Raw genomic sequence first — 17,619 nt, forward strand, 5'->3', positions numbered from 1 at the left:
TCTTTGACGATCTTCTCGCCAGGGCTTTTGCGTGTTCCAGTTGTCTGTCTCATCTTCCACTCCTCAGTGGTTACGATGAGCAACAAACCCTCTCTTAGCAAATACCGCTATTTGGACCCACAAGCGCTGACGTTAGACAGGGCAGGCCCTTCTCCAATGTTCACGGTGTCAACTATTACTAGCATGAAAGTCTCTTTGAAGATTTGGCGGTCCCAGCAGGATTCGAACCTGCGACCTCACGCTTCGGAGGCGTGCACTCTATCCAGCTGAGCTATGGGACCGCATTTTTTCACACATATCTGTGCGAGTATCTGTGCGGGCTTATTCAAATAAGTCCTTTTCTTCTTTTCTTGCAGTCCCTTAGGTATTTTGTCAACTGCCTTCGGAGGGCGGCGCTCTATCCAGCTGAGCTACGGGTGCATACCGTTCGCGAGATGCTTACGTCATGCTTACGCAAAATTTTCGTCGGCATGAAGAGCGAACCCGATATTCGCTCAAGCCGTTGTTTAGTCACTTCTTTCTTCCAGCACCCAAAAACTTAGCCAGACTTGACATCCGCCTTCGGATGGCAGCGCTCTATCCAGCTGAGCAAAAGGTCCACTGAGGAGTTGTATAGTTCTACTCTCAACGCCTCGCAATCACAAAACATGTGGTCAATTTCAAGCAAATTGCGTTGGTTGCACTTTGCAGTGTCAGTAACCCCGACCATGCCTACGCACTGTCGTGTGATTGCTCCATATTGTGTGTGGGGGGATGGGCCTGAGTTTCGCCAAGGTGACGGCTTTGCGGAGCTGGCGGAAGGTCGTTCAGAGACGTGTGGTGCCGCCTGCTGTTGTAGCGTCTTTGGTCAAACGACAAGCGCTTGCGAAGCAAACGCTTCTAGAAGGTTTCTGCTCGAGCGGATTTTTTTCTTTGTACGATATCTAGGAAGCTTCGCTGTTGCGCATCTCCATTTTGAACCCATCATTGAAGCCTTGAAGGTATCGGTTCTTTCAACGAGTTACCTACAATTTTGTGAAACGTAGTCGATGACGTAAAAATTCACACAAGCAGATCGGGCGGAACCATAGAGAGAGAAGGACTGCCGACACCATCGTCAAGTTTGGAAAATGCAACTTCAATCATCAAATCAGCTCTTTGCCGGACCATCAGCACCGGGAACCGCATAAGGGGTACAAATGGATCGTAATCGAAACACCCTAAGACGCATTTGGAGATCTCTTGCTCTTCGAGCGTTGCGAGATGTCGGACAACCCCCTCGAAACAAATAATTGAATTCACAAAAAGAGCGGCCGGCAACCGTCCCAATTGTTCATGCAGCTTTTTCAAAGCCTGGGTCGTTGGCTCAGCAGCATATCCGCATGCAATGATCCGATCTTCTGCGGGACGATCCAATCTGCCGTCATGTGCTTCGCAGAAACCGGAAATCCTGTCCTGCGTCGACGGGAGACCGATATCGCCCCCTAAAAAGTAGACGTCTTGAAAACCCGACGTGCCTGCGATCCTTGTCCGTTCAAGTATGGATTCTGTCAGTTTTTTAGCGCCGAACGCGTTGTCTGTGACAACCGACGGTGCTTGGTCGCTGGCGTGGTCCACAAAAACATGCGGTACACCAGCTTCGGCGCAAATTTTCGCCAACGGATTAGGATCAGTTGCGGCAGCAATTACGATCGCATCCACATTGTAGCTGATCAAAGACCGGATGCTCTCTTCTTGCGCCTTTGAGGCGCGACCTGATAGCACGATTGCGGGGCAAGACTCGCGGTTGCGGACTTCCTGCGCGAAAGCTTGACTGAGTTCCGCAAAGAATCGGGTGTCATGTTCAGGCAGGATCATGCCCAGCAACCCAGAGGTTGCATTGCGAAGGTTCCTTGCCTGAAGGTTGACGCGATAGCCGTTCTCTTTTGCTATTTTCTTTATCTTCTCAACGGTTTCCGGTTTGATTCGGCGCTTTTTCCACGTTCCGTTAAGGGCGTAGCTAACTGTTGATGCAGAGTTTCCAGCAAGCTGCGCGATATCGTAAATGGTGGCTTTCTGGCGTTCTTTCATTTCTGTCGTCCACAGTTCTTTTGGCTCCTTCATCGCACATCATTCATCTTGACGCACTCAATTTGATAGTGTTTGAATAATTGCATTATCGATTGAGCATCGGGAGTGCTGCAATCGGTAGTGGCCCTCGCTGGGCTGCAGTGGACCTGGGAGGGGCGATGAAAATCGCTACGCTGCAAAAACACAAACGGGAGGATGAAATGAAGAAGCTTCTGGCAATTTCGACAGCAATTTCGCTCAGCTTTGCGGCAAGCGCGCAGGCTGAAACACAAATGGGGATCGTCGTGAAAATAGGCGGTATTCCATGGTTCAATGCGATGGAAGAAGGCATCAAAGAACGCGCGGCAGAACTTGGCGTGTCCGCCGAGATGATCGGTCCTACGTCGGCCGATCCCGCGCTGCAAGTCCGTGCCATCGAAGACCTCATCGCCAAAGGGGTCGACGTGATTGGGGTTGTGCCAAATGACGAAGCCGCTTTGGAACCTGTTCTTCAAAAGGCCCGCGATGCAGGAATAAAGGTTGTTTCTCACGAAGGCCCTGGTCTGAACAATGTTGATTGGAATTTCGAACTGGCCTCCGCAGACGGTTTCGGAGAAGCCCATGCGGAACTGCTTTGTTCCAAGGCGGAAAAGCCGGGCAAGTTTGCCGTATACGTTGGGTCATTGACTGTTCCATTGCACAATGCGTGGGCGGATGCAGCGATCGCCTGGATGGGCGACAACTGCTCCGAGATTGAGCTCGTTGGTGAACGCTATGGTGTGGCCGAGTCTGTGGACGACAGCCGTTCAACCGCTTTGGACCTCATCGCAGCAAACCCCGATCTTCGCGGCTTTCTAGCATTCGGGAGCCAAGGGCCAATCGGTGCAGGGCGGGCCGTTGAAGAACGTCGTTTGGGTGGCAAGGTACATGTCATGGGCCCGTTTTCGCCGGGCCAGGGCCGTTCCTTGCTGAAAGACGACATTATATCTGGCGGGTACATGTGGAATCCGGCTGAGGCAGGCCGTGTCTTTGTTACGATGGGCAACATGCTGGTTGAGGGTACCGAAATTGGCGAAGGCACCAAAATCGAAGGTCTTGGCGTTGTTTCGCCGGATGCAGCGACGCGCAACATCATCACTGACAATCTTCTCGAGATCAATAAATCGACTGTCGATGAGCTTGCCGACAAGGGCCTCTAGGTCAGATCCTCCCTGTCTTGGTCTCCGCGAATTGCGGGGACCGGGACATTAGTGAGTAATTAGAAATGGCAAAGCAGGATCTTGCACTCCGTTTGACCGGTGTGACGAAGACTTTCGGAGGTGTACGCGCGCTCGACAAAGTGGATTTTGAGGTCCGTCGAGGGGAGGTGCATTGTCTTGCAGGCGAAAACGGATGTGGAAAATCCACGCTTATCAAGATTGTAACTGGGGTGTATGCGCCCGACCCGGGCGCGGGGTTGGAGGTGTTCGGGCAGCGCATTGAGCAGACAAATCCGACAAAATCACGCGCGCAGGGTATTGCCGTAATTTGGCAAGACTTGGCGCTTTTCCCTCACATGACAGTCGCCGAGAATATTGGCTTTGACGAAATGGTGGGCGGTGCGCCGCGTCTGGTGAAAAGAAAAGAGATCCGCAAGCGCGCTGCTGCTGTTTTGGATCGTCTCGGCGTGTCCGTGGCTTTAGATACCCTGGTCGGCGAGTTGCCAATCGCTCAGCGCCAAATTGTCGCCATTGCGCGCGCACTTATGGGTGAAGCGCGGCTGGTGTTCATGGATGAGCCAACTGCGTCTCTCACGCAAACTGAAACGGATGGTCTCCTTGAAGTAGTGCGAACTCTTTCTGCGCAAGGCGTCGCAATTGTTTTCGTTTCGCACCGTTTGGCGGAAGTCATCGACATCGCGGCACGCGTTACTGTCATACGTGACGGCAAACTTGTCGGAGTCTTCCCGACAGAAGGAATGACACAAGCCCGGTTGGGTGAACTTATGACAGGTTCCAAACTGGATGCGGAGGTTCGCGCACGGAAACTGACAGACGCCAGCACCGTGTTGGCATTAAGTGGCCTCACCCGTTCTGATGAGTTTCACGATGTGTCTTTTTCAATCAAGGCGGGCGAGATCGTGGGGCTGATCGGACTGATCGGTGCAGGGCGAACGGAACTTGCCCATGCCATCATCGGGATGGCGCGTCCGGAGTCCGGTGAAGTGCTACTGGATGGACAGCAAATAACACCCAAGAATATTCGCGAAGCGATCGCTTCAGGGATTGCCTACGTCTCCGAAGACAGGCTGTCTCTGGGCCTCATACAGCCACAAAGTATAGCAGATAACACCGTAATGTCCGTTATCCACAGACTGCAGAACCCTTCTGGATTGCTGAGTGCCGCGCGTCGGCAGAACTTGGTGGAGAAGTGGATTAACGATCTCGCGATCAAGGTTGGAATGCCCGCCGACGCCGTATCCACTCTGTCAGGTGGGAACCAGCAACGCGTGGTTTTGGCTAAATGGCTGGCCACTGAACCCAAACTTCTCATCCTCGACAGCCCAACGGTTGGCGTCGACGTTGGCGCCAGAGCAGGCATTTTCAGAATTGTCAGGCGCCTTGCCGAACAAGGATTAGCGATCTTGCTTATCTCTGACGAAGTGACAGAGGTTCTCTTCAACGCGGATCGCGTACTTCACATGGCCTCTGGCCGTATTCTCGAGGAGTTGGACCCCAGAGAAGTTTCGGCCAATCAGTTGGAGGCGAAGATCTATGCTTAGCTTGCTTTCAGCTTATCGCGTCGAGTTTCGATTGGCGGTGGTGCTTCTCGTTATCTGCATCTTTCTGGCGGTCTTCACCGATACATTCTTGACGTTGGGCAACGTGACGTCGCTGCTGAACAACAATGCTGTAAACCTCATTTGGGCAGTTGGGTTGCTTGTGGTGTTGATTGCTGGCGGTATCGATATTTCCTTCGCGGTTGCTGCGTCAGTCGTTCAATACTTGTCAGCCCAGGTTTTCGGGTGGATGGGCGGGGGAGGTTGGGCGGTTGGGCTGATCGTAGCTGGCCTTTTTGGGATCTCGCTGGGATTTTTGAATGCCGCCCTGATCCATGGGTTTCGTGTTGTGTCTATCGTCATTACGATTGCGACCTTCAATGTGTTTTTTGGTCTGCTTATGTTCTTCACGCGTGGTCGGAACATTTACAATTTGCCCGATTGGTGGGTCGATCGCATTTTTATTTTTGAGCATCAGTCCACAAATGGAACGTGGTCGGAACTCAATCTGTCAGTCGCTGTGATGTTGGTTTGCGTCGCCTCGACAGTCATATTGATCAAGCACACCACTTTGGGTCGCCAACTCTACGCCTTCGGTGACAATCCGGAAGGCGCCAGGCGCGCCGGAGTCAATATTTGGACGATGCACTTGGTCGCCTATGGGTGGTGCGGGCTCATGGCGGGTATTGGCGGGCTGATGCAAGTGAATATCGCCAAAGAAGTTGTACCAAATGCGCTATATGGCCGCGAACTCGAAGTTCTGGCAGCCGTCGTCCTTGGCGGCGCGCGACTGGGGGGCGGAAAGGGGACCGTCGTAGGCGCCGTTCTCGGTGTCCTGTTTGTTGCGATTACTCAGAACGGTCTCAACCTTTTGGGCGTCTCTCCATTTGCGTTCCAGATGATCATTGGAGCGACAATTCTGGTTGCCATTTCGACGTCGAATATTTCGTGGGATCTGCGAAACATGAGGACGTCGCAATGACGCTGAAGCAACGGTTCGAGTCCTGGCTCGGCGCAGAAACCCTGCCGTTACTGGGATTCCTGGCGTTCGTTGTTGTGATTTTCTCAATTGCGACGCCCCTCTTTTTGACGCCTGCCAACCTGGGCTCAATGGCTTTTCAGATGCCTGTTCTTGGCCTTCTTACACTTGCAATGATGGTACCAATTCTGTCCGGAGGTTTGAACCTTGCGATTATCTACACAGCAAACTTATCGGGGCTGACACTTGCCGCAATTCTTATTTATTTTGGCGGACCAGATGCCGGGATCGGTGCGTTCCTTTTGGGGTCACTCGCCGCACTTTTGGTCGGTGCTGCCACTGGGGCAGGGATGGGATGGGTCATTGCTTACACCGGCGCCCATCCAATTCTGGTGTCGCTGGCCATGATGATCTTTCTCAGGGGGTTGGGTGAGTTTTTGACCCGCGGTGGCGATATTTCTGGCTTTCCGGAGTTCATGAATGGCATCGGTCACGGAAGCCTGATTGGCCTCCCAGTGCCTCTTATTATTTTCTTTGTCTTGGCATATGTGTGGCACGTCATGCTCAATCGAACGCGACACGGGTATTCAGTCTACATGATCGGGTCAAACATCCGTGCTGCAGAGTACTCCGGTTTGCACACCAAGCGAACACTGACTCTCATCTACACGATATCGGGCATTATCTGCGCCATCGCGGGGATCCTTATGGCGTCGCGCTTCAACTCGGTGCGGGTCGGTCACGGGGAAGCACTTTTGCTTGTGACCGTATTGGCTTGTTTTCTCGGCGGCGTTGATCCTTTTGGGGGCTTTGGTCGCGTGTTGCCCGTGGTGCTGGCACTCATGATCCTTCAAATTCTGAGTTCGGGGCTGAATTTAGTCGGCGCGAACCAGCATCTCAGCACGGCCGTCTGGGGACTCTTCTTGATCGGCGTGATGATCATTCGTTTCGCAGCGAGAAAATGGTTTTCAAGAAAAAAAGGAACAACCTGATGAAGGGCTTTGGCGTACACACAAGCATGTGGACGATGCACTGGGATCGTGCGGGCGCAGAACGGACAATCCCGTCAGCTGCAGCGTATAAAATGGATTTCATCGAGATCGCACTCCTGAACACGTCCATTGTCGATGCAGAGCACACCAGAGATTTGTTGGACAAATATGAAATCCAAGCAGTATGTTCCCTTGGTCTTCCTGAGGAGAATTGGGCCAGCATCAATCCCGAAGGCGCTGCAGCTCACCTTACCAAAGCCATCGACAAAACAGTCGAAATGGGTGGTCTTGCCGTGTCTGGTGTGACCTACGGCGGTATCGGGCAGCGCACGGGTGTCCCACCAACCCAAGAAGAGTATGACAATGTAGCCCGCGCTTTGGATGTCGCGGCAAAACATGCCAAGAAGTGCGGTATCGCATTAGGCATTGAACCCGTTAACCGCTATGAAAACCACCTTTTGAACACGGGTTGGCAGGCCAAGCAGCTCATCGAAAAGGTTGGGTCTGACAACATATTCATCCACCTTGATACCTATCATATGAACATCGAAGAAAAGGGAGCCGCAAATGGGATTCTCGATGCGCGCGAACACCTTCGTTACATTCATCTCAGCGAAAGCGACCGTGGCACACCGGGCGAAGGATGTTGTGACTGGGACGAGGTCTATGGAACTTTGGCAGCAATTGGGTTCGATGGAGGCCTCGCCATGGAGAGCTTTATCAACATGCCGCCAGAAGTTGGGTATGGTCTGGCCGTATGGCGCCCAGTTGCAAATTCCTTCGAAGAAGTGATGGACAAGGGCCTACCATTTCTTCGCAACAAAGCTGCCCAGTACCGTTTGGTGTAGTGTATCAAGTCATCAACGAAAACGACTAGGCGGCTCAACTTCAAGGTGGCTTAAGCCATGGTCGTTCCCAATTGGCCATGAGCACTGGTATCTCCTGCGCGAACCAAATGTGAGATCAAAAATATCACGTTGAAATTTTTTTCAAGTAGAGTAACAATTTACAAAAATGGTCCTGTGAGCCGATTCTGATGTCCTATCCAATTACCCATGATGAGGAGATGAGCCTTTCGACGCGGGCGGCTTGGTTGCATTACGGCGGAGGTTTGTCGCAGACCGATGTAGCAAAACGGTTAGGTGTTACCAAAATAAAAGCGCATCGTCTGATTGGTCGTGCAAACCAGGAAGGCATTGTCAAAATCAGTTTCGATGGTGAAATCGCAGAGTGTGCCGCGCTGGAAATGAAGCTCTGCGAAACTTTTGATCTTTCCTACTGTGAAGTTGTTCCTGATCTTGAGGAAGAAGGACTGCCAGTTCGCGCTCTTGGTCTTGCGGGGGGCCGTTTCTTAAGTCGCGAAATTGCCAATGGGAGCAATGATGTGATCGGCGTCGGAAATGGTCGCACACTCGCTTCTTGTGTGCGTCACATGCCCAGCCTCAACGCAAATGGCGTTAAATTTGTTTCCCTGATGGGTGGTCTGACGCGAAATTTTGCGGCAAATCCTCATGATGTGATGCACAGGTTAGCTGAGAAGACCGGCGCCGAGGCCTACTTCATGCCAGTTCCATTTTTTGCAAACTCAGCGGAGGACCGCGATGTCATGCTGCAACAACGCGGCGTTCCTGAAGTCCGAGAAATGGCAGCTACATCACCCTTCAAATTTGTTGGGATTGGCACGGCAGAGATGACCGCGCAAACGGTTACAGCAGGCGTTGTGACGGAGAACGCCATGCAAGATGTTCGCGAGCGCGGTGGCGTCGGCGAGCTCATAGGTCACTTTTTTGATGAAGGAGGCCAACGGGTTCAAACCAAACTTGCGGACCGCACGCTTTCGGTCGGAATGGACGCATTGGAGAACAGCAGAATTGTCGCCGTAGGAGGCGGGGGCGAGAAGATCCGGGCGATCGGATCAATACTAAGAAGTGGCCTGCTAAATGGCCTCATCACGGACGAGCGCACTGCAAAAGCGCTTGTTACCTAAAACATCCAAGGGAGGATAAGAATGTATGAAAAAGAAAAGAGTCTAGCCAAGTCGTATATCGACGGAAAGGTTAGCAGACGCTCCATGCTGCGCGGAATGGCATCCATGGGCGTTACAGCGGCGACTGCCGGGGTGCTGGTCAATGCCGCCGCCACCCAGGCGCTTGCCCAGAATGGTTTTGATTGGAAGAAGCACGCGGGTACGACCGTGAAGCTTCTTTTGAACCAGCACCCCTATGCCGATGCAATGATAGCAAACATTGAGAACTTCAAAGAGCTCACGGGCATGGAAGTCGAATACGACATTTTCCCGGAGGATGTCTATTTCGATAAGGTCACAGCGGCGCTTTCCTCGGGGTCAAGTGAGTATGATGCCTTCATGACAGGCGCATATATGACTTGGACCTATGGACCAGCAGGTTGGATCGACGATCTGAACGAGTATATCGGTGACGAATCGAAGACGAATCCCGATTACAATTGGGAAGATATGCTCGAAGGCGTGCGCGATTCTTGTGCATGGAATGGCCAACCAGGTGGCGCTCTTGGATCTGATGATGCCAAGCAATGGTGCATCCCGTGGGGTTATGAGCAGAACAACCTGACCTATAACAGTCGGATGTTCAGCGAAGCTGGTTTGTCTATCCCCACTAACCTTGACGAGTTGGTCAGCACAGCGTCCGAAGCGAAATCCAAATTGGATGGAGTTTACGGCATTGGTGTTCGCGGTTCGCGGTCCTGGGCCACGATCCACCCGGGCTTCCTGTCTGCTTATGCCAACTATGGCGAGAAAGACTTGAATGTGGGTGATGACGGCAAGCTGTCAGCGGCCATGAACACCGATGTATCGCGTGCCATGCATGAGAAATGGGTCCAGATGATCCAGGAAAGTGGCGCACCAGATTGGTCAACCCATACTTGGTATCAAGCCGGGACGGATCTTGGTGCGGGCAAATCTGCGATGATCTTTGACGCAGACATTCTTGGCTACTTCATGAATGGTGGCGATAATGCCGAAGCAGGCAACCTGTCCTTTGCGCCTTTCGCTGCAAACCCTGATGCGGCTGCGCCAACGCCTAACATCTGGATCTGGTCGCTTGCCATGGCAAATGCATCAAAGAAGAAGGATGCTGCATGGTACTTCATGCAATGGGCCTCTGGTCCTGAACATGGTCTGTTTGGTGCCACAGAGATGGATTTCGTCAATCCCGTGCGCAAATCTGTCTGGGCAGATGCAGGCTTCCGTTCGCGTCTAGACGAGAGCTACTCGGGATATGTCGACATGCATGACCTGTCTGCGCCGGGTGCGAAAATCCACTTCACGGCACAGCCATTGTTTTTCGACTTAACGACCGAATGGGCGGCGACGTTGCAAAAGATGGTTGCTAACGAAGTGCCTGTAGATGAAGGGCTGGATCAGCTTGCGCAAAGCGTTGACCGACAGCTCAAAGAAGCCGGATTGGGTTAATTCTCAAACCCAATTGTGCCTGCCGCCTGATTTTCCAATTGGGCGGCAGGATACTCCGACGACCCCGAAAATACCTAAGATGCACCGGCTCTCAGCACGGGCATAAGAGAGATGTGCAATGGCAACCGCAGTCGACCCACCTAAGCGCAAGTTCAAGGTCAACAAGAAGTACCTGCCGTACCTCTTGAGCCTGCCTGCGCTGCTGACCTGCATTGGCATTCTGATCCCATTCTTCACAGCAGTCGCCTATTCCCTGCAACGATACCGCTTGTCCCAACCTTGGGCGCGACAATACAATTGGGGCGAGAACTACCTCAATTTCATGACCGACCCGTCTTTTTGGAACACGCTCAAGGTCTCCATGACCTATGCGTTTGTGACCGTCGGGGTGGAGCTCCTCTTGGGACTCGCTATCGCGTTGTTGCTGCAAAAACGCACGCGGTTTAACAACTTCGTCTCCATCATGCTGCTCATGCCGCTGATGACGGCGCCGGCCTTGGCATCCCTGATGTGGAAACTCATGACCAACCCCGGCTTCGGCGTACTGAGCTATTTTGCGGAACTCGTTGGCATTGAAGACATGCGATGGGCGTCTGATCCCTCCACCGCAATGTTGACTGTCGTCATAGTCGATGTCTGGGTCTACACGCCGTTCATCATGATCCTTCTGCTGGCAGGTCTCAGATCACTCCCGCGACAACCGTTCGAGGCGGCAGAGCTTGATGGCGTCCCGCGTCTCTTCGTGTTCTGGAAAATTACCCTGCCCATGCTAACGCCGTTTCTGCTGACCGCGACACTCTTCCGCGTTATCGAATCAATCCAGCAATTCGACATCATCTATGCCATGACCCAAGGCGGTCCTGGCGACACGCTGACGGTCTTTCAGGTGGAGGCCTATCTGAATTTCTTTCAATCTACGAACGTAGGGCGCTCGGCGGCTCTTTTGATGATCCTCTGGGCCATCACCTATTTTCTGTCGAACATCTTCATCAAGAACTGGCTCCGTCTGCGCGAAAAAGCGCGTGGCGACGCATAGAGGAACTCAAAGATGCAAACTACCAGCACCCTCGAGAGCGTCCTGCGCGGTATAGCGATTACAGCGATTATCCTGTTTTTCATGTTCCCGATCCTGTGGATCTTCCTGATGTCGTTCCAGACAAACGAAACGATCCTGCGCGTCCCGCCATCGCCATTCTTCGAACCGACGCTGACAAATTACCGTTCGCTGATCTCCGGCAAGTTAGAAGGCAGCACCGCTACGCTCGAGATCGCGTTTATGTCCAACCTGTACAACTCGCTCTTCCTGTCGGTCACGTCGGTCACCGTCGGCCTGATTCTGGGCGTGCCTGCCGCTTACGCCTTCGCGCGGCTTAAATTCCGCGGCTCGGAAGACATCGCCTTCACGCTCTTGTCCTTCCGCTTCGCTCCACCTCTCTTGGTGCTCCTGCCGCTGACCATCTACTTCCAACAGATCGGATTGGCCGACACCTACGGCGGTCTCATTTGGGTGTACCAGCTGATTGTCTTGCCCCTGATCCTCTGGATCGTGCGCGGTTATTTCGAAGATATCCCCGCCGATATAGAATACGCCTACCGTATCGCAGGCCATGGGTTCTGGGCGACGTTTCGCAAAATCGCGCTGCCTCTCGCGGGCCCCGGTATCGCTGCCGCAGGTTTGCTGGCTTTCATCTTCGCATGGAACAATTTTATTTTCGCGCTGGTCCTCGCCTCTGCCGACAAACAACCCGTCACAGTTGGCGCGCTGGCTTTCATCACAGCATCCGGCATCAACTACGGACAGATCGCGGCGGGGATAATGTTGTCAATCGCACCGACATTTGCGCTCGCGCTTTACGCCCAACGTTACCTCGTCGAAGGCCTGTCGCTTGGCGCGGTGAAGGGGTAGATCATGTCGCTTGAACTCACTGACATCAGCAAAAGCTTCAAGGACGATACGGTGCTGGATAAAGTATCCTTGCACGTGCCCGAGGGTCAGACGCTCGTGCTTTTCGGTCCGTCCGGTGCTGGTAAAACGGTGCTGCTGCGCCTGATCGCCGGAGTTGTTGAACCCGACGCTGGCCAGATCAAGATTTCCGGCGTCGATGTCGATGGTGTTGAACCTGAAGATCGCAATATCGGGATGGCCTTCCAGAACTTCGCGCTTTTCCCGCATATGGACGCGCATGCCAACATTGCCAGCCCGCTGACCGCGCAAAAGCAGGACAAAACCGCGATCCAAACCGGCGTGCAAGCGCTCGCAAAACTGCTCAAGATCGACCACGTCCTGAGCCACAAGCCCAAAGAGCTGTCAAATGGCCAAAAGCAGCGCACCGCCTTGGCCCGCGCTTTGGCAGGCAAGCCAAAAATCCTGCTGCTCGATGATCCTTTGCGCAATGTTGACGCCAAGCTGCGGTTTGAGATGCGCCTTGAATTGCCTCGGCTTCTGTCAGACCAGAACGCGACCGTCATCTATGTGACCCAAGATTACAAAGAGGCGATGGCTTTCGGCGATGAGATTGCCGTGATCAATGGCGGGGTTATCCAACAGGTTGGGACGCCGGAACAGATTTACCTAGCCCCTGGGAATATGGATATCGCGCGCCTGTTCGGCGATCCAGTCATCAACTTCCTTGATGTGAAGCTGCAACAGGATGCCGCTGGCGTGTTCGCCCTGATCTCCGGTAAACGTATCGATTTGGATATGGGCTATAGCCACGTAGTTGGCAAAGACTGTGTCCTCGGCATTCGTCCGGAATCCGTTTTGTTCGTGGGCGAGGATCACGAAAGAGCGGTGCCCGTCACGGTTGATGCCGAAACACCCTTGAACGAAAAAACGGTCAATCTGTGCCACACGGCACGGGGTCGCGAAATTATGGCCTCTCGCCCCTCCGGAACTGATGGTCCGGCGGAAGGCGACACATTCGTTACCATTGATGCGGCCAGAGCATTGATCTTCGACAAACTCACCGGCGTGCTGATCGAACCGCTTGAGACCGCTGTAGAGGGAAAAGTAGCATGAGTGATGTGATGCTGGATCTTGATGCCGTGGACAAATTCTATGGCCCCATCGACCAAGGCGTGCATGCTGTTCGCAATATTTCCATGCAAGTGATGCAGGGAGAGATCATTGCTCTTTTGGGTTCGTCAGGCTGTGGCAAGACCTCAACTTTACGCATGGTTGCGGGCTTCGAAGCCGTCAGCCGTGGCAAGATCAGTATCGGCGGGCGCGAAATCCATATGTTGTCTCCGGTGCAACGCAACGTGGCCATGGCGTTTGAAGGGTACTCCCTTTACCCGACAGTGACCGTGCGCGAAAATATCGCTTTCGCTTTGAAAAGCGGAAGCCTGTCTGCGGGCGACGTATCTGCCAAAGTCGAAGACGTCGCCGCGATGCTCGAAATCACCGAAATTCTCGACAAGTACCCGTCATCAATCTCTGGTGGTCAGCAACAGCGCGCCTCACTCGGACGCGCTTTGATCCGTGACGCTGACCTCTATCTTCTCGACGAACCGATGGGTCAGCTTGAGCCGCAACTGCGCACGCTGCTGCGCGGGCGCATAAAATCTTACATTAAGGAACGCGGCCTCACCGCGATCCTTGTGACCCATGATCAGACCGAGGCAAACGCACTGGCGGACAGAATTGCAGTTATGGAAGCCGGTGAGCTTCAGCAATTCGCGAGCCCTGAAGAAATAAAGAAATCTCCCGCCAATCTGTTCACCGGAACTTTCGTGGGCGAGCCGCCGATGAACGTCTTTCCTGCCGCAGCAAGCATCGCGGATGCGACGGTATCCCTGCAGCTCGAAGGTGACGTTGTGTTGACTTATCCAACGGACGCTTTTTCGCCGGAACTGCGCGCCCGTCTGACCGAGATGACCGACGTCGTTCTGGGCGTTCGTCCCTATGCGGTACAACGCTGCGAAACAGGATCGCCCGCAACGGTCGTCGCCAATCAATGGCTTGGCGATCAAAGCCACATTGCCGCAAACTTCGCTGGAGGATCGCTGGTCCTTGTCGAACACGACCGCGCGCAGTTGGCACAAGATCAGGAAATCGCGGTTCATCTGGAACCGTCTGACATCCATATTTTCGACCCCAAAACGGGCATGGCGATCAGTCACGGAGCGCGGCTGGTCGGATGAGCAAAGACCTGATCATAGGCATTGACGCGGGAACGTCCGTTATCAAATCCATCGCGTTTGATTTGACCGGCAAGCAAATTGCGACCGCCGCCGTACCCAATCGATACACCACCGCCGAAGGCGGGGCGGCTACGCAACCATTGGACCAAACATGGGATGATTGTGCCCAATCGCTGCGCCAGCTGGCCGATAACCTCCCTGATCTGGCCAACCGCGTCGTTGCAGTCGCGGTGACGGGACAAGGCGATGGCACATGGCTTGCTGATAAAGACGCAAATCCAGTTGGCGACGCTTGGCTTTGGCTGGATGCGCGCGCTGGCGCAACGGCAGAAGCTCTGCGCCAACGTTCCGACGACATCGCACGGTTTGAACGTACGGGAACCGGCCTCAATCCTTGTCAGCAAGGCGCCCAGCTGACGGATATGATGGCGCATTGCCCTGAGAAATTGGATCAAGCCGCAACAGCCTTTCACTGTAAGGACTGGTTGTACCTAAATCTCACGGGTGTCCGCGCAACCGATCCGTCGGAGGCCTGCTTTACCTTCGGCGACTACAAGACCCGCGACTACTCGGATGAGGTGATCGACTTCTATAATCTCGGCACATACACATCTTTGATACCTCCCATCTGCGATGGAGCAACGACACATCACCCGCTGTCTCCATCCGCGGCCATACAAACCGGCCTGCTATCAGGCACGCCGATTGTTCTGGCATATGTCGATGTCGTTTGCTGCGCTTTGGGTGCAGGTGCCTATGACCCCAACACGGCCGTTGGATGCACCATCGTCGGCACCACGGGCGTGCATATCCGCGTTAAGCAATCCACTGACATAGATCTGAACACGAATCTGCAATCGGGCTACGTCATGCTGATGCCGATTGATGGTGTCGCCGCCCAATTGCAAACGAATATGGCGGGAACATTGAACATAGATTGGGTTCTGGGCTTGGCCGAACAGGTCGCCGAAAGTCTAGGTGCACCGACTGAAAAAAGCCGACTTCTAACACTTATCGATGGCTGGATTGCGAGCACGCAGCCGGCCTCACTGCTATATCACCCTTACATCTCCGACGCGGGCGAACGGGGCCCGTTCATCGACCACACAGCCAGGTCCAGTTTCATCGGCTTGAATTCAAACCACAGCTTTGGTGATCTGGTGCGCGGCACGATCGAGGGTTTGGGGTTTGCAGCTCGCGACTGCTACTCCGCAATGGGGCAAGTCCCGCGGGAAGTACGTTTAACCGGTGGCGCTGCGCGCTCCCAAGGGTTGCGCGACGTCCTGGCTGGCACATTGGGTGCATCCGTTCGCCAATCGACCCGCGAAGAAGCAGGCGCCGCCGGTGCCGCTATGATCGCCGCCGTATCCGTCGGTGTCTACGACAGCATGGAGCAGTGCCTGAGCGAATGGGTCTCGCCACTTCTGGGCGAACAGGAACCCCCCGCTTCGCAACTGGTCGACATCTATACCGCACACTTTCCCAATTACGTAGCAGCGCGCGAGGCACTTCATCCGATATGGCACGCGCTCGCAGACCGAAAGGACACCTGAACATGGTACGTAAAATTGCGATTATTGGCGACTACTTCATCCTGCCCGAAGTTTTTGAAGAGGAGGTGCGCAAAGCCTGCCCTGATCACGATCTGAGCTGCCGTCTGCGGCAAGAGGATTGGCCCAACAGCCCAGTGGTCCACGGTTATGCAGGGGGCGAGAATATCTCGATCAAGGAGTTCATCGGCGATATTGATGAGGTCGTGGAATTCATCGGGGATGCAGAAATTCTTGTAATGCACCAATCCCCTGTCACCGACGGCATGTTGCAAGCCCTGCCGAACCTCAGATTCATCGCCTGTTCACGGGGCGGTCCTGTGAATGTCGACATTGCCGCCGCAAAAAATCGCGGTGTGCAAGTTGTACGGGCGCCGGGTCGGAATGCGTCGGCGGTTGCCGAGTTCACCATCGGCGCGATGCTGGCGGAAACACGCAAGATCCGCGTGGGTCATGAAAGCCTGCGCAAAGGTGTGTGGCGCGGTGATCTGTACCGTGCCGATACGACCGGGCGCGAGCTGAATGAAATGACCGTGGGCGTGATTGGTTACGGCAAGATCGGCACACGTTTGGTCAAGATTTTGCAGGCCTTTGGCTGTCGCATTCTGGTCAGCGATCCATACGTGCAATTAGATCCCACTGATGCAGCGGCAGGCGTAGAACAGGTCTCGCTCGACACACTGTTGCGTGAAAGTGACGTCGTCACCTTGCACCCGCGCGTGTCCGAAGAAACCACCCAAATGATTAACAAAGACACGTTGGCCAAGATGAAAAAGGACGCCTTGCTGATCAACACGGCGCGCGGGCCTTTGTGTAACTACGACGATCTCTATGAGGCGCTGGCGAATGGCACAATCGGATCGGCCATGCTGGAGACATTCTCTGTCGAGCCCACTCCGCCCGACTGGTCTTTGCTCCAGCTGGATAACGTGACGCTCACGCCGCATATCGCGGGCGCCTCGGTGCGCACTGCCCAATACGCCGCCCAAGTTCTTGCCGAGGATGTGAAGAATTACATCACCGGAAACCCCCTCAACAATCTTTGTGGAGCCTGACCTGTGAATGAATCCGAAATCCGAACCGAAGTCGTTGCCGCCTATCAGGAGTTGAGCCGCGAAGGAATGAACAAGGGCGCATCCGGCAATGTCTCGGCCCGTTGCGGTGATCACATGCTGATTACGCCCTCAGGTATTCCGAGTGCGCAAATGTCGCCCGATCAGGTTGCCAAAATTGCCATCGACGATGACACAGGTGCATGGGAAGGTCCGTGCAAACCTTCGACCGAGTGGCGCTTTCACCGTGGCATCCTAGCGTCGCGCAAAGACGCAGGGGCGGTCGTGCACACCCATGCACCATTCGCCACCATACTGTCGATCTTGCGCAAACCCATCCCCGCCGTTCACTACATGATGGCCGCTTTTGGAACGACAGAGATCAAATGCTCGGATTACACCACTTTTGGTACCGATGATTTGTCAAAGATGGTTCTGGATGCGATGGACGGCAGCGCCGGGTGCCTGATGGCAAACCACGGTATGGTCGTCGCAGGACCAAACATGACGCGTGCGATGTGGTTGGCAGGTGAGCTGGAGTTGTTGGCCAGCCAGTATTACCACAGTTTGCTGGTTGGTGAGCCTCACATTTTGAGTGCGGCGGATATTGAGAAAACCGCCTTGTCATTTGCAAGCTATGGCCCGCAGGCTTCAGAGGAGTAG

At 54.1% G+C, this 17,619-nt stretch carries 15 protein-coding genes and 1 tRNA gene; 14 read left to right on the plus strand and 2 right to left on the minus strand.

The annotated features are described in order from the left end of the window. Positions 1-204: 204 nt before the first annotated feature. Together AB8B75_RS20495 and AB8B75_RS20500 are read right to left on the minus strand one after the other, a co-directional pair. Positions 205-281 (minus strand) — tRNA-Arg (locus AB8B75_RS20495). Between the two features lie 760 nt (positions 282-1,041). Continuing rightward, positions 1,042-2,049 carry a LacI family DNA-binding transcriptional regulator gene (locus AB8B75_RS20500; RefSeq protein ID WP_405364824.1) on the minus strand — a complete coding sequence of 336 codons (1,008 nt, stop codon included), beginning with the start codon at positions 2,047-2,049 and terminating at the stop codon, positions 1,042-1,044. Positions 2,050-2,249: 200 nt separating this feature from the next. Between AB8B75_RS20500 and AB8B75_RS20505 the strand changes: the two genes are divergently transcribed. The 14 genes from AB8B75_RS20505 to AB8B75_RS20570 all read left to right on the plus strand — a co-directional run bounded on the left by AB8B75_RS20505 (position 2,250) and on the right by AB8B75_RS20570 (position 17,619). Continuing rightward, positions 2,250-3,227, plus strand: coding sequence for a substrate-binding domain-containing protein (locus tag AB8B75_RS20505; protein ID WP_405364826.1), 978 nt, complete (start codon positions 2,250-2,252; stop codon positions 3,225-3,227). Positions 3,228-3,292: 65 nt separating this feature from the next. Then, positions 3,293-4,789 (plus strand): sugar ABC transporter ATP-binding protein, encoded by a 1,497-nt coding sequence (locus AB8B75_RS20510; protein ID WP_405364828.1) that lies wholly within the window; start codon positions 3,293-3,295, stop codon positions 4,787-4,789. Next, complete coding sequence (locus AB8B75_RS20515) at positions 4,782-5,768, plus strand: ABC transporter permease (protein WP_405364830.1); 987 nt, start codon at positions 4,782-4,784, stop codon at positions 5,766-5,768. The genes AB8B75_RS20510 and AB8B75_RS20515 overlap by 8 nt, the downstream gene beginning before the upstream one ends. After that, complete coding sequence (locus AB8B75_RS20520; RefSeq protein ID WP_405364832.1) at positions 5,765-6,757, plus strand: ABC transporter permease; 993 nt, start codon at positions 5,765-5,767, stop codon at positions 6,755-6,757. Before AB8B75_RS20515 ends, AB8B75_RS20520 begins: the two co-directional genes overlap by 4 nt. Next, entirely contained in the window at positions 6,757-7,605 is an 849-nt protein-coding gene (locus AB8B75_RS20525) for a sugar phosphate isomerase/epimerase family protein (RefSeq protein WP_405364834.1), read from the plus strand. Before AB8B75_RS20520 ends, AB8B75_RS20525 begins: the two co-directional genes overlap by 1 nt. A 188-nt stretch (positions 7,606-7,793) precedes the next feature. After that, positions 7,794-8,744, plus strand: coding sequence for a sugar-binding transcriptional regulator (locus AB8B75_RS20530; protein ID WP_405364836.1), 951 nt, complete (start codon positions 7,794-7,796; stop codon positions 8,742-8,744). A gap of 21 nt (positions 8,745-8,765) precedes the next feature. Next, a complete protein-coding gene (locus AB8B75_RS20535) occupies positions 8,766-10,211 on the plus strand; it encodes an ABC transporter substrate-binding protein (protein WP_405364838.1) in 1,446 nt (481 codons plus the stop codon). A gap of 118 nt (positions 10,212-10,329) precedes the next feature. Beyond that, the gene (locus AB8B75_RS20540; protein WP_405364840.1) at positions 10,330-11,247 is read left to right on the plus strand and encodes a carbohydrate ABC transporter permease; all 918 of its coding nucleotides are present in this window, start codon (positions 10,330-10,332) and stop codon (positions 11,245-11,247) included. A gap of 81 nt (positions 11,248-11,328) precedes the next feature. Then, complete coding sequence (locus tag AB8B75_RS20545) at positions 11,329-12,117, plus strand: carbohydrate ABC transporter permease (RefSeq protein WP_405364842.1); 789 nt, start codon at positions 11,329-11,331, stop codon at positions 12,115-12,117. A gap of 3 nt (positions 12,118-12,120) precedes the next feature. Next, entirely contained in the window at positions 12,121-13,230 is a 1,110-nt protein-coding gene (locus AB8B75_RS20550) for an ABC transporter ATP-binding protein (RefSeq protein WP_405364844.1), read from the plus strand. Further along, positions 13,227-14,354, plus strand: coding sequence for an ABC transporter ATP-binding protein (locus AB8B75_RS20555; RefSeq protein ID WP_405364846.1), 1,128 nt, complete (start codon positions 13,227-13,229; stop codon positions 14,352-14,354). Before AB8B75_RS20550 ends, AB8B75_RS20555 begins: the two co-directional genes overlap by 4 nt. Continuing rightward, positions 14,351-15,907 carry an FGGY family carbohydrate kinase gene (locus AB8B75_RS20560; RefSeq protein WP_405364848.1) on the plus strand — a complete coding sequence of 519 codons (1,557 nt, stop codon included), beginning with the start codon at positions 14,351-14,353 and terminating at the stop codon, positions 15,905-15,907. The genes AB8B75_RS20555 and AB8B75_RS20560 overlap by 4 nt, the downstream gene beginning before the upstream one ends. A 2-nt stretch (positions 15,908-15,909) precedes the next feature. Further along, entirely contained in the window at positions 15,910-16,959 is a 1,050-nt protein-coding gene (locus AB8B75_RS20565) for a 2-hydroxyacid dehydrogenase (protein ID WP_405364850.1), read from the plus strand. A gap of 3 nt (positions 16,960-16,962) precedes the next feature. Beyond that, on the plus strand, positions 16,963-17,619 hold the full coding sequence (locus AB8B75_RS20570; RefSeq protein WP_405364852.1) for a class II aldolase/adducin family protein: 657 nt from the start codon (positions 16,963-16,965) through the stop codon (positions 17,617-17,619).

The sequence above is a fragment of the Roseobacter sp. genome (assembly GCF_045106495.1).
GTDB lineage: Bacteria > Pseudomonadota > Alphaproteobacteria > Rhodobacterales > Rhodobacteraceae > Roseobacter.